At 66.5% G+C, this 12,984-nt stretch carries 12 protein-coding genes; 11 read left to right on the top strand and 1 reads right to left on the bottom strand.

Annotated features, from left to right (window positions below; translation table 11 throughout):
• The 3 genes from VJ655_RS11025 to VJ655_RS11015 all read left to right on the top strand — a co-directional run.
• A partial coding sequence (locus VJ655_RS11025) for a hypothetical protein (protein ID WP_324111105.1) occupies nucleotides 1-302 on the top strand: 302 nt, incomplete at its 5' end.
• A gap of 166 nt (nucleotides 303-468) precedes the next feature.
• Nucleotides 469-885 (top strand): VOC family protein, encoded by a 417-nt coding sequence (locus tag VJ655_RS11020; RefSeq protein ID WP_324111106.1) that lies wholly within the window; start codon nucleotides 469-471, stop codon nucleotides 883-885.
• A 290-nt stretch (nucleotides 886-1,175) separates the two neighbouring features.
• Nucleotides 1,176-2,126, top strand: a complete 951-nt coding sequence (locus VJ655_RS11015) for a tartrate-resistant acid phosphatase type 5 family protein (protein ID WP_324111104.1) — start codon at nucleotides 1,176-1,178, stop codon at nucleotides 2,124-2,126.
• A gap of 81 nt (nucleotides 2,127-2,207) precedes the next feature.
• Here VJ655_RS11015 and VJ655_RS11010 read toward each other — a convergent pair whose 3' ends face one another.
• Entirely contained in the window at nucleotides 2,208-2,825 is a 618-nt protein-coding gene (locus VJ655_RS11010; RefSeq protein ID WP_324111103.1) for a TetR/AcrR family transcriptional regulator, read from the bottom strand.
• Between the two features lie 112 nt (nucleotides 2,826-2,937).
• Between VJ655_RS11010 and VJ655_RS11005 the strand changes: the two genes are divergently transcribed.
• From VJ655_RS11005 to VJ655_RS10970, 8 genes are all read left to right on the top strand, one after another.
• Nucleotides 2,938-4,368: an efflux transporter outer membrane subunit gene (locus VJ655_RS11005; RefSeq protein WP_324111102.1), complete on the top strand. Its 1,431-nt coding sequence runs from the start codon at nucleotides 2,938-2,940 to the stop codon at nucleotides 4,366-4,368.
• Nucleotides 4,369-4,409: 41 nt separating this feature from the next.
• Nucleotides 4,410-5,543, top strand: a complete 1,134-nt coding sequence (locus VJ655_RS11000; RefSeq protein WP_324111101.1) for an HlyD family efflux transporter periplasmic adaptor subunit — start codon at nucleotides 4,410-4,412, stop codon at nucleotides 5,541-5,543.
• Nucleotides 5,544-5,564: 21 nt separating this feature from the next.
• Nucleotides 5,565-7,121 carry a DHA2 family efflux MFS transporter permease subunit gene (locus VJ655_RS10995; protein WP_324111100.1) on the top strand — a complete coding sequence of 519 codons (1,557 nt, stop codon included), beginning with the start codon at nucleotides 5,565-5,567 and terminating at the stop codon, nucleotides 7,119-7,121.
• A gap of 473 nt (nucleotides 7,122-7,594) precedes the next feature.
• Nucleotides 7,595-8,824 (top strand): glycosyltransferase, encoded by a 1,230-nt coding sequence (locus tag VJ655_RS10990; protein ID WP_324111099.1) that lies wholly within the window; start codon nucleotides 7,595-7,597, stop codon nucleotides 8,822-8,824.
• The gene (locus VJ655_RS10985; protein WP_324111098.1) at nucleotides 8,821-10,020 is read left to right on the top strand and encodes a glycosyltransferase family 4 protein; all 1,200 of its coding nucleotides are present in this window, start codon (nucleotides 8,821-8,823) and stop codon (nucleotides 10,018-10,020) included. The genes VJ655_RS10990 and VJ655_RS10985 overlap by 4 nt, the downstream gene beginning before the upstream one ends.
• Entirely contained in the window at nucleotides 10,020-11,243 is a 1,224-nt protein-coding gene (locus VJ655_RS10980; protein ID WP_324111097.1) for a glycosyltransferase, read from the top strand. Before VJ655_RS10985 ends, VJ655_RS10980 begins: the two co-directional genes overlap by 1 nt.
• Before the next feature lie 229 nt (nucleotides 11,244-11,472).
• Nucleotides 11,473-12,702, top strand: a complete 1,230-nt coding sequence (locus VJ655_RS10975; RefSeq protein WP_324111096.1) for a glycosyltransferase — start codon at nucleotides 11,473-11,475, stop codon at nucleotides 12,700-12,702.
• The coding region (locus VJ655_RS10970) for a glycosyltransferase (protein WP_324111095.1) at nucleotides 12,703-12,984 on the top strand (282 nt) is incomplete at its 3' end.

Here is a 12,984-nt window from a genome sequence, read left to right as displayed (position 1 = left end):
GTGGTGACGCAGCGGACTGCAAATCCGTGCACGCCGGTTCGATTCCGGCCCGGGCCTCCACCACTTTCAAACACTTAGCTCCTTTGGCTATCGACCAGTTTGCAGGTCGGTTTGCAGAATTCGTTCCCGGTTCAGCCTCGCGCGAGGCGCGCGCTGGACCGTTGAGCGGTCACCCCGGCGATCGCGTCACGGTCAGCGTAGGTGTCCAGCGAGGCCGGATCGCGCAGGGTATGACCGGTGCATATGGCGACTTCTTGCGTCGTCCAACCCTCGGCCAACAGCACAGTCGATCGCCGCTTTGACATCTCCGGCGGCCCGGCGCCAACAGCTGCCGTTGGCTTGCCTCCAGAAACGAGCCGTTCGCCTCCCAACCGCGGAGGCGGCTCACGACCCGTTGCGGACTCGTGATTGACGAGCGAAGATCAGACGACCCGGTCTCGCGCGATCTAGGAGGTTCTCTTGGTCAAGGTGCGCGGGCTTACCCCGTATTTCGAAGTCTTCGATATGAATGCTTCGCTCGCCTTCTACCGCGACCAACTCGGCTTCGAGGTGCTGTTCGCGAGCCCTGAGGTCCAGACTGCGGAAGGCCGCTTCTCCCACTTCGTCCACTTGGCCCGTGATGGGGCTGAGTTGATGTTGAACACCGCGTACGATTCGAACGAACGGCCTGCGCAGCGAAGCGAGCCGCGTTGGCAGGGGTGTCGGCACACGGCCCTGTATATCGCCTGCGATGATGTGGTCGGCATGCAAGCCGAGATCACGGCGAAAGGCCTTAATGCTCCAACTCCCGCGACCACGGGATACGGCTTTTTGGCCTTCTCGATTTCCGATCCGGACGGACATGGTGTGGTCTTCCAGCAGCCCGGTTCAGCTGCCCTCGCCTAGGTTGGCTGTCCGCAGTCCCCCTTCCCGGCCGATCCGAAAATCTGTGTCGCCGGCCGCCGTCGCACCCTTTTCCGCCGTTGACGCACCTCCAGAAAAGCGACGTTCGGCTCCTGACCGGCGAAGGCGGCTCATCACCCACGCTCGAGGTCCGCGCGAAGGCCGCGGCCCATACCCTTTGGGGCGCGTCGAGCTTGGGCGGTTCACCAAAGGCGGTGATCCGGAGCGATCTCGTTTGAGGCGTGCGGGCCGTTCCGTCGTCGTTAAGCGCAGGACGTATCAAGGAGGGCGCCGTGAGCCTCTCTCGCATCGATCGCCGCACGCTGATAGGCGCGATGGGCGCCAGCCTGGCGCTGGGCGCGACGGCCAGGGCCCAGGGTTCCGCCCTCGCCTTCCTGGCGCTCGGCGACTGGGGCCAGCAAGGGGGCGCGACCCAGCGCCAGGTCGCCGCGGCCATGGGCGCGACCGCCCTCGATCACGCCAGCCGGTTCGTCGTTTCCGCGGGTGACAACTTCTATCCAGCCGGCGTGACCTCGACCGCGGACGCTCAATGGCGACTGTCCTTCGAGGACGTCTACACCGCGCCAGCTCTCCAGATTCCGTGGTTCTCGGCGCTGGGCAATCACGACTACCGAGGCGACGTCCAGGCCCAGATCGACTACTCGCGCCTGAGCGATCGGTGGCGCATGCCCAACCGCTATTTCAAGGTGGAGGGGGCGGCGTTCGGCGCGGGGTTCGTCGACCTGTTCGTCATCGACACCTCACCCATGGTGGACGGGCGCAATTACGACGAGTGGCTTCAGCAGCTGGCGCGCGGGCGTCATCCGTCGCATGAGAGCGCCCGACAATTGGCGTGGCTGGATCAGGCGCTGACGAACTCGACGGCCGCCTGGAAGATCGTCGTCGGCCACCACCCCGTCTATTCGGGCGGCCATGGCGACAGTCCCCACCTTGTGGAGCGCCTCGCGCCGATGCTCGAAGCCCGTGGCGTGCAGCTCTATGTCAATGGGCACGATCACAGCCTGCAACACATCCGCCGCGGCGCTGTCGACTATGTGTGCACCGGCAGCGGCGCGGAGGCCAATGACGGGCTACGCTCGGTCCAAGGAACGCGCTACGCCGCCTCGATGCCGGGCTTTGCGGCGTTTCGGCTTACCCCCGACGCGCTTGCGTTCGAGTTCCGCGACCAGTCGGGCCTGATCGTCTATCAGGCCGACCGCCGCCTCGGACGCGATCAAGGCTAGAACCAGCTAAACAGGCTCTATTTTCTTACACTTAGAGCGCATTCGAGCGGCTTGACCGCTCACACCTAAACCTAATGCGCTCTAGTCGGGCGCGAAGGCCGCCATGAAGGTGCGCACGGCGGCGTTGACCTCGGCGTGGATCGTCTCCGGGGTGGGTTCGCCGACATAGTTGACCAGGCGGGCCTTCAAGAGGCGGTTCTGGCACAGCCCGATGAACTGGTGAGCGGCCGCGACGGGATCGTCAATTTCAATGCGCCCCTCGGCCTTCATTCGCGACAGGAAGTCGCCGAGGATCTGGGCGCCGCGCAACGGCCCGGCCTCGTAGAAGGCGCGGCCGAGATCAGGCGACCGCTCGGCGGCGGCCACGATCAGCCGGAAATGGCTCATGTTCCGATCCGACAGCACATTGGTGAGATAGCGCTGGCCGAGATGGGTAAGGGCGCTGCGTAGATCCGCCCCCTCGTCGAGCAACTGGAACATCGCCTCGCGTTGCCAGCTGCAGTAGCGCTCGATATGCGCCACGAAGATTTCTTCCTTGCTCTTGAAGTAGTTGTAGAGCGTGCTCTTCGAGCCGCCGACCCGCGCGGCGATGGTCGACATCGAAGCGGCGTCGAAACCTTCTTCCAGGAACACCTCGGCGGCGACGTCGAGAATGGCTTCGCGACGGGCGTCACGATCCAGGCGGGGTTTGGCTTCCATCACGTAAAATTCCTCGACCGTACGGTACGGTCGCCTTGACTGTAGCGCAGGACGAGCCTACTTGCACTCCGGCATATGACTATACCGTACGGTAACATCAAGGCGTCTCCCCATGCCGACCTTTCCTTCCCGACTTAGCGCGCCGTATTTCGCCGCCGCCAGCGCCTTGGTCCTGGCGGCCTGCGCCAGCCTGCCGCCCGCCCAGTCCGCGCGCGTCGCCAAGTCGCCCCAGGCCTATGCGAGCGCCCAGACCTTGGCCGCGCCGGTTGCGGACTGGCCGGCCGACGCCTGGTGGGTCGGCTATGGCGATGCTCAGCTGAACGCCCTCGAGGACGAGGCCTTGAAGGGCTCGCCCAGTCTGGCGGCCGCCGAGGCCCGCCTGCGCCGCGCCCAGAGCCTGGTCGCCCAGGCCAGGGCCGCCGACCTGCCGCGCGTGGGTCTGGGCGCCGACGTCGCCGAGAGCAAGCAGAGCTACAACGCCGGCATCCCCCCGGCCTTCGTCCCGCACGGCTATAACGACACCGGCCGCATCGCCCTCGACTTCAGCTGGGAGCTGGACTTCTGGGGCAAGAACCGCGCGGCGGTGGCCGCCGCCACCTCCGAGGCCAAGGCCGCCCAGGCCGACGCCGCCCAGGCTCGCCTGACCCTGTCGACGGCCATCGCCTCGACCTATGCCGAGCTCTCGCGTCTTTATGCCCAGCGCGACGTCGCAGAGCAGGCCGTGCGCCTGCGCCAGGAGACCAGCGATCTGGTCGCCAAGCGCGTCGCCAACGGTCTCGACACCAAGGCCGAGAGCGAGCAGGCCGCGGCCGGGCCGCCGGCCTCCAAGGCCGAGCTCTCCGCCCTCGACGAACAGATCGCCCTGACCCGCAACGCCCTGGCCGCCCTCGTCGGCGCGGGTCCCGACCGCGGTCTGGCCATCACACGTCCCACCAACGCGACGATCAAGCCGTTCGGTCTGCCCGAAAATCTGCCGGCCAACCTGATCGGCCGCCGCCCCGACGTGGTCGCCGCGAAATGGAGAGCCGAGGCGGCTGTGGCTCGCACCCGGCAGGCCAAGGCGGCCTTCTATCCGGACATCAACCTGAGCGGCTTCGTCGGCGTGCAGTCGCTGTATCTCGACAAGCTGTTCTCAAGCGGCTCGGACATCGGCCAGGTCGGGCCAGCCCTGCGCCTGCCGATCTTCGAGGGCGGGCGGCTGCGCGCCGGCCTGCGCGGCGCCGAGGCCGATCGCGACGCCGCCGTGGCCAGCTACGACGCCGCCTTGACCCAGGCCCTGCGCGAGGTGGCCGACGCCGCGGCCAGCGAGAAGGCGCTCGCCAGCCGTCTGGCGGACGCCCGCGCGGCCCTGACCGCCAACGAGAACGCCTATCGCATCGCCCGCCTGCGCTACGAAGGCCAGCTCTCGACCTACCAGTCGGTGCTGCTGGCCGAGCAGTCGGTGCTGGCCCAGCGCCGGGTCGTCGCCGACCTGGAAAGCCGCGCCTTCGCCCTCGACATCGCCCTGGTCCGCGCCCTCGGCGGCGGCTTCATCGGCGCCTGAGCCCCATTCTCACAGCATTCGCTCGCCTAGGACTCTCTCCCATGTCCGATTCCGCCCAATCCGCTCCCCAAGCCGCCGCCAACGCCAAGCGCCGCCGCCAGCTGACCCTGCTGGGCGGCGTAGTCGCCGTGGGCGTGGTGGCCTATGGCGCCTGGTGGCTGGCCTTCGACTCCCACTTCGTCGAGACCGACGACGCCTATGTCGGGGCCGAAACCGCCCAGGTCACCGCCCTGTCGCCCGGCCCGGTCGCCAAGATCTTCGTGGTCGAGACCCAGACCGTGAAGGCTGGCGACCCACTGGTCATCATCGACGACGCCGACGCCCGCATCGCCGTGGCCCAGGCCGAAGCGGCCCTCGGCCAGGCCGAACGCAAGGTGAAGGGCTATTTCGCCAGCGACACGGCCCTGGCCGGCCAGTTCGACGCCCGCCAGGCCGATGTCCAGCGCGCCGACGCCCAGATCACGGCGGCCAAGGCCGACGTCGACCGCGCCCGCCTCGACCTCTCGCGCCGCCAGGCCCTGGTCTCCCAAGGCGCCGTCTCGGGCGACGAGCTGACCTCCGCCCAGAACCGGTTCGCCAACGCGCAGGCGGCGCTGACGGCGGCCCAGGCCGTTCGCGCCCAAGCCCTGGCCAGCCGCGCGGCCGCCATCGGCACGCGCGAGGTCAACACCGTGCTGATCTCCGGCGCCTCGGTCACCGAAAACCCGGAGGTGAAGGCCGCCCAGGCTCGGCTCGACGCCGCCCGCCTGGCGTTGGCCCGCACCGTGGTCCGCGCCCCGACGGACGGTGTCGTGGCCCGCAAGTCGGTGCAGGTCGGCCAGCAGGTGGCGATCGGCGCGCCGATGATGGCCGTGGTTCCGACGCGGGAGGCCTATGTCGACGCCAACTTCAAGGAAGTGCAGCTGGACAAGGTGGTCCCTGGGCAGCCGGTGACCCTGGTCTCCGACCTCTATGGCGGCCGCGTGAAGTTCCACGGCAAGGTGCGCGGCCTGGCCGGCGGCACCGGCTCGGCCTTCTCGCTGATCCCGGCCCAGAACGCCTCGGGCAACTGGATCAAGGTAGTCCAGCGCGTGCCCGTCCGCATCACGCTCGACCCCGCCGAGCTAGCCAACCATCCGCTGCGGGTCGGCCTGTCGATGAAGGCCAAGATCGACGTCGCCAAGGGCGCCCGTTAACCGCTGCCTGAAGGAGCGCCCATGGCGTCCGAACAAGCCGAGGCGGCCGGTCCGCCGCCGATGACCGGGATCCTCCTGGCCGTCACCTCGATCGCCCTGGCGCTGGGCACCTTCATGCAGGTGCTCGACTCGACCATCGCCAACGTCTCGATTCCCACCATCGCCGGCAATCTGGGCGTCAGCTCCAGCCAGGGCACATGGGTGATCACCGCCTTCGCCGTGGCCAACGGCGTCTCGGTGCCCCTGACTGGCTGGCTGATGGGCCGCTATGGCGTTGTCCGAACCTTCGTGGTCTCGGTGGCGCTGTTCACGATCGCCTCGCTCCTGTGCGGCGTCTCCTGGAACCTCAGCTCGCTGATCTTCTTCCGCATCCTCCAGGGAGCGGTGTCGGGCCCGATGATCCCGGGCTCGCAGGCCCTGCTGATCATGATCTTCCCGCCGAACAAGCGCGGCACGGCCCTGGCCATCTGGTCGATGACCACCCTGGTGGCGCCGATCTGCGGGCCGATCCTGGGCGGCTACATCTCCGACAACATTTCCTGGCCTTGGATCTTCCTGATCAACGTCCCCGTGGGAATCCTGTGCGCCGTCCTTTGCTGGCGCAACATGGCCAGCCGCGAGACCCCGACCCGCAAGCTGCCGATCGACCGAACCGGCTTCATGCTGCTGCTGGTGTGGGTCGGCGCCCTGCAGGTGATGCTCGACACCGGCAAGGAAGCCGACTGGTTCTCCTCGCCCGCCATCGTCGTCGAGATGTGGATCGCCATCATTGGCTTCGTCGCCTGGGTGATCTGGGAGTTGAACGAGAAACATCCGATCGTCGACCTGTCGCTGTTCAAGTCCAGCAACTTCGCCATCGGCACCATCGCCTTCTGCCTGGGCTATGCGGTGTTCTTCGGCAACAACCTGCTGCTGCCGCTGTGGCTGCAGACCCGCATGGGCTACATCGCCACCTGGGCCGGCCTGGTGGCCGCGCCGAGCGGCGTCGTGGCGGTGTTCCTGACGCCGTTCACGGCCCGGCTGATGACCAAGATCGACGCCCGCTGGCTGGCGACCCTGTCCCTGGCGGCGTTCGGCCTGTCGTTCTTCATGCGCTCCGGCTACACGCCCGACGCCAGCTTCGGCGTGCTGGTCCTGCCGATGCTGGTGCAGGGCGTGGCGATGAGCACCTTCTTCATCTCGATGGTGACCATCTCGCTGAACGGCGTCCCGCCGCACCAGACGCCGCAGGCCTCGGGCCTGTCGAACTTCTCGCGGATCACCGCCGGCAGCTTCGCCGCCTCGCTGGCCACCACCATCTGGGACCGCGGCGAGGCCGTGCACCAGACCCGCCTGGCCGAGACCATGAGCTCTGGCAGTCCGGCTTGGCTCGACGCCGTGGCCAAGCTTCAGGCGACGGGCATGAGCCACCTGCAGGCGGTCGGGGCGATCACCCAGCAGACGGTGAACCAGGCCTATCTGCTGGCGGCCCTGGATTTCTTCCGCGTCTCGGCCTGGTTGTGCGTGATCCTGATCCCGCTGATCTGGCTGACCCGCAAGGCCCGCGGCGGCGGCGGCGCTCACGCGGCCGCCGATTAGGAGGGCGCTACCCGTCGCCAGCCGAAGGGGGTTCGTGGAACCACGGCCTCCAGACCGCGCGCCAAGAGGCGATCTCGTCTGCTCATTGCGGTCATCATAAGCGCCCAATCGCGCCTATTGGCATCGTTGGAGCCCCCGGTTCAACGACCGTTGCTATGCTGCACCGCAATGCGATACGATCGCTGGGTTTATGGGGGAGTACTCTTATGCCCGTCGCAATTGTCGGCGAAAATTAGTTCGGGCAGCAAGTGGGGGCACGTTTGGAAGATGCTTACAGTGCAATCACACGCATGGGCGAAGACTCCTTAAAATCTTGTGCGGAGCTGGTGTGCATGTGGAAGCGCGTATCATGCCAAAAATCTATTTTCCGTGGACGCTTCCTTCATAATTTTTCACGTCATAAATGACATGGACGCTCACCCCTATTCTCAGCACATCATTCGATCACGCCTCAAATTTCGAAGAAAATTTACATGAGCGAATCCGTGAATACGGCAAAAACACTCAATTCTTCTGAAATGAATGCGCCTCGCAAACTTGCCTTTATTATTTATCAAGCTGGCGCTCAGGCGGATGGTGGGCTGAATAGCATCACCGAACTGGTCACGGAATTGGCGCCCGGCAACCGCCTTCTCGTCTTCACCAATCGAGAAGGGCGATTCACCACCGCCTGGCGCGATGCAGGATGCGAAGTCGCCGTGGTTCCCATGCGAGAGAGCCAGTTTCACGAAGGAGACGGGGCGCGCGGTGGACGCGTGGGCCGCTTCCTAGGCCGACTGCTGACCAATTGGCGGATCGCGCGGCGGCTGCGGGCGGAATCCTTCGATCTTCTTCACGCGAACGACAACCGCAGTTTCTGGAGCGGACTGTTCGCGGCCCGGCTGACCGGCACCCCGATCATTCTCAACGTCCGTGATGCGTTGCCGCCGCGATACGCCACGGCTCCGCTCCGTTGGCGGCTGGCCTACGCATTGTGCGACCGCCTATTGGTGCTCTCACGCGACATGGAGCGCTATTGGCGTAATCTATTGAACGAAAAAGGGGCCGGAAAGGTCAGCTATCTCTACAGTATCGTGAGGCCGGAGGTCACCGTCCCCGATGCCGCCGCACGGCGCCGGGAGCGCGCGGCGCTCGGTCTGCCTGACAATGCGTTCGTCATCAGCTACGTCGCCAGCTTCCATCCCAAGAAACGTCAGGCGGAGTTCCTGGAGCACGCCGCCGGCCCCATCCTCTCACAGGCTCCGGAAATCCGCATCGTCTTCGTCGGCGACTGCGATCCCGCGACAAACCCCGCCGCCGCCCGTGCTGTCGAGGTCGCAAATCAGCTGGACGCGGGCGAACGCATCCAGTTTTCCGGCTTTACGCGCGAACCCTGGCGTTGGTACGTGGCCAGCGATCTCGTCCTTCTGGCCTCCGAACGTGAGGGCCTGCCGCGCTGCCTGATCGAATCCCTTTGCTATGGCACACCGTTCGCGAGCTTCGCCGTGAGTTCGGCTCAGGAACTCGCCGATCTGTCGGGGGCTGGTTCCGTCGCGCCATTGGGCGATTATCCGGCCCTGGTTGAGGCGGTCGCCGAGCGTCGCCAACTCGCCGCTTCCGACGCTTCGCTGCGCGATCGCCGCGCCGCCGAAGCCCGGGCCCGCTTTGAAGCCACCGCCGCCCGCGAGGGCTATCTCGCTCTGCTGAACAGTCTCACCCGATGAAGATCGCCCACGTCATCACACGCTTCGTCCGCGGCGGAGCGGACGAAAATACGCTGTTGAGCTGCAACGCCCAGGCCGACGCCGGTCACGAGGTGATCCTCATCCATGGCCGCGACAGCGCGCCGTCGCTCCTCGCTCAACTGCGACCTCAGATCGCGGTGATCAAGGTCGAGAGCTTGGTGCGCGAGATTGATTTGATCAGGGACGGGACCGCGCTTCTGGAGTTGCGCGATCATATCCGGAACGCCAGGCCGGACATCGTGCACACCCATACGAGCAAGGCCGGGATCTTAGGCCGCGCCGCCGCCTGGCTCGCTGGCTGCAAGACAATCGTTCATGGCGTGCACATCTTGCCCTTCTTGAACGTCTCGCGCCTGCAGGGCGCCGTCTATCTCGTGCTTGAGCACGCGGTCGCCCCCGTGACTTCAGCCTTCGTGAACGTCAGCACCGGAATGAGGGACGCTTGCGTCGCCGCAGGCCTCAAGGCCGATCGACAGCACGTGGTGCCTAGCGGCATGGACGTTTCACGTTTCGCCACAGCCGAACCGCTCTCCGACGCTGAACTGGCCGCCGCTCTGGAGCGGACCGAGGTCTCATCGATCGAGCTGCTGGTGATGGCCGCTGCGCTCGAACCGCGCAAGCGTGTGCGTGAATTCGTCGAGGTCTTCGCCCAAATCGTCGCGAAAAGACCCGGCGCGGTTCTCGCCGTGTTGGGAGAGGGGCCAGAACGAAGCGCGATCCAGGCCTGCGCCGAACGGTTGGGCCTGGCGGATCGTGTGCGACTGCTCGGCTTCCAGAATCAGCCTGAGCGCTGGATGAAGCGAGCGGACGTCTGCGTGCTGAGCTCGGAGCGCGAGGGCCTGCCGCGGGTCATCATCCAGTACGCTTTGTGCTCGCGCCCGATCGTCACGACAGCCCTACCCGGCGTGAACGAGATCGTCCGGCCCGACTGGAATGGGTTTCTGGTCCCGGTCGACGATCTCTCGGCCATGGCCGAGCCGATCACGCAGCTTCTCGCAGACCGCGAACTGGCGGCCCGGATGGCTGGAAACGCTGCAAGGCTGGATCTTTCCGCCTGGAGCGTCGAGGGCATGGCTTCACAGCTTGAGCGGATTTATGGTGACCTATTGCGAAAGGGCGAGAACAGGCGACCGCCCCCGGCACCCCGCGACACTTCCCTGTCGATGAGATCGTGATGAAACTGCTCTTCGCCGTTGATCACCGTTTCGAGATCAGCGCCGACGGCGCAATCTACACCTTGGGCGGCAAGTGCCCCTATCAGCTCTGGCTGGAGTACCTGGAAGCGTTCAGCGAGGTTGTGGTCGTGTGCCGGGGCGGCCCCATGACCTCGCCGATCGAACGTCTTTCCCTGTCATCCGGGCCCCGCGTCCGTCACGTACCGGTAGGCAGCCGGCGCGGGATCAGGCGGCTGCCGGAGCTGATGAATCTGAAGAGCACGCTTACGCCTCTGGTTCGCGCTAGCGACGCCGTGGTCGCACGCCTGCCCGGAGAACTGGGCTCAGCCGCATGCGCCCTGGCCCGCCAAGAACGACGTCCTTATTTGGCCGAGGTGGTGGCCAGCGCCTGGGACGCCCTCTGGGGTCACGGCTCGCTCGCCGCCAAGGCCTACGCCCCAATTCTGGAGCGGCGGACGGCCAGCGCCGTGGCCAAGGCTCCGCTGGTCCGCTACGTGACCGAGGCTTTCCTTCAGAAGGCCTACCCCCCAGTTGGGCGAACATTCGCGGTCTCGGATGTCGCCCTCTCGCCCGCGGATCCCCGCGTAGCGGTCGAACGCAGCGCCCGTATCCAAAGCGCGCCCTCGCCCCTGGTGTTTGGCACGATCGGCTCCCTTGTATCGCGTCTGAAGGGCGTCCACATCGCGCTCGAGGCCCTGGCGGCACAACGCGACAGCCTGCCGCCCTTCGAGTACCGCGTTCTCGGCGAGGGCGATCCGACGCCGTATCGGGCGCTGGCTGATCGCCTTGGCCTTTCCTCGCAGGTCCGCTTCGACGGCGTTCTGCCCGCTGGCCCCGCCGTCATGGCCTGGCTGGATGGCGTGGACATCTACCTCCAGCCCAGCTTCCAGGAAGGTCTGCCCAGGGCGCTGATCGAAGCGCTGAGCCGTGGCTGCCTGGGCATCGGCAGCACCGCTGGCGGCACGCCGGAACTCCTGCCGCCCACCAGGCTCCACCGCCCCGGCGACGTCGCCGGGCTGGGCCGTCTCATCGTCGAGGTCGCCACCCAACGTCCGGAAGACAGCCTTTCCGAGAGCCAGGAGAGCAGGAGGACGGCCGAACGCTACGACTATGCCCGCCTGGCGACAAAACGACGGGAGTCCATCGCGGCGCTGGCGGAACTGGCTTCCCGACGTGGGGGAGACATAAGTACGATCGTCCCTCCACTTTCGAGGGCCTCCTGAGTGCGAGACCCGCCCCCCTCTCTGTTTCATCCTGTCTGGCTGGGGGGCGACGGAGCGGGGCGCGCCGTGGCCAGTCTCTCCAAAAGCATGGCTTCCCAGTTCAAGCGGATCTACGGCGACCCGCTTGGCGACGACAACAGCCAGCAGCCGCCCATATCACCGGCCCGCGAAGTCTCTTCGTCAGCGGGATCGTGATGAAGTCGTTTTTCGGTCGATCATAGGTTCGAGTATGAAGTTGCTTTTTTCGGTCGACCATAGGTTTGAGATCGGCGCCGACGGCGCTGTCTACACCCTGGGCGGCAAATACCCTTACCGGCTTTGGCAGGAGTACCTGGAGGCGTTCGATGAGGTTGTGGTCGTGTGCCGCGGCGGCCCCATGACCTCGCCGATCGAGCGTCTTTCGCTGTCGTCCGGCTCCCGCGTCCGCCACGTGCCGGTAGGCGGCCGACGCGGGGTCAAGCGGCTGTCGGAGTTGGCCAACCTGCAAAAGACACTCGCCCCGCTGGTTCTCGCCAGCGACGCCGTGGTTGCACGCCTGCCCGGCGAGCTTGGCTCGGCCGCCTGCGACCTGGCCCGCCGGAACGAGCGCCCCTACCTGGCCGAGGTGGTGGCTAGCGCCTGGGACGCCCTCTGGGGTCACGGCTCGCTCGCCGCCAAGGCCTATGCGCCCATACTGGAGCATCGGACGGCCAAGGTCGTCGCCCGGGCTCCCCTGGCCCGTTACGTGACCGAGGCCTTTCTTCAGAAGGCCTACCCCACGGCGGGACGAACATTCGTGGCTTCAAACGTCGCTCTGGCGCCCATAGATTCCGGCGTCGCTGTCGATCGGGACGCCCGCATCCGGAGCACGCCCTCGCCACTCGTGTTCGGAACGATCGGCTCCCTCGTCTCGCGAATGAAGGGCGTCCACACGGCGCTCGAGGCCCTGGCGGCCCAGCGCAACAGCCTGCCCCCCTTCCTGTATCACGTCCTTGGCGAAGGTGATCCGGCTCCATACCGAGCGCTGGCCGAACGCCTCGGCCTTTCCTCCCAGGTCCGCTTCGACGGTGTTCTGCCCGCTGGCCCCGCCGTCATGGCCTGGCTGGATGGCGTGGACATCTACCTCCAGCCCAGCTTCCAGGAAGGTCTGCCCAGGGCGTTGATCGAGGCGCTAAGTCGCGGATGTCTGGCCGCCGCCAGCACCGCCGGCGGCACGCCGGAACTCCTGCCGCCCGCCAGGCTCCACCGTCCCGGCGACGTAACCCAGCTAGGCCGGCTGATCCTCGACGTCGCCACCCAATCCCTTGAGGACAGCCTGTCCGAAAGCCGGGAAAACATGCGGACCGCGCAACGCTATGACGGGGCTCACCTCGCGATGAAGCGACGCGAATCCGTCGCGGCCCTGGCCAATCTGGTTTCCAATCGCGGGCGAAATGCGAGCGCGAACGTGGACGCCCCATCAGCTCTGAAGGAACTCTGAGTGCGAGATCCAACCAATCGCCACCTCTGCTTCATCCTGCCATCGTTGGGAAGCGGCGGGGCCGAACGCGCCGTGGCCAATCTCTCCAGCAGCCTGGCCGATCGCGGGCACCGCGTGACCGTGCTCGTGCTGCGAGGCGGGGGAGCCTATGAGGCGACCATGAGTCCGCGCGTGACCGTGGTCAATCTGGGCATCGGCAACGCCCGCCGGGTCATGCCCCGGCTGGCCCGGGAAGTTCGCGAACGCCAGATCGACATCGTCTTCTCGGCCCTCTTCCACCTC

Source organism: Caulobacter sp., from assembly GCF_035254145.1.
GTDB lineage: Bacteria > Pseudomonadota > Alphaproteobacteria > Caulobacterales > Caulobacteraceae > Caulobacter.
This window is presented reverse-complemented; position numbering and strand designations above follow the sequence as displayed.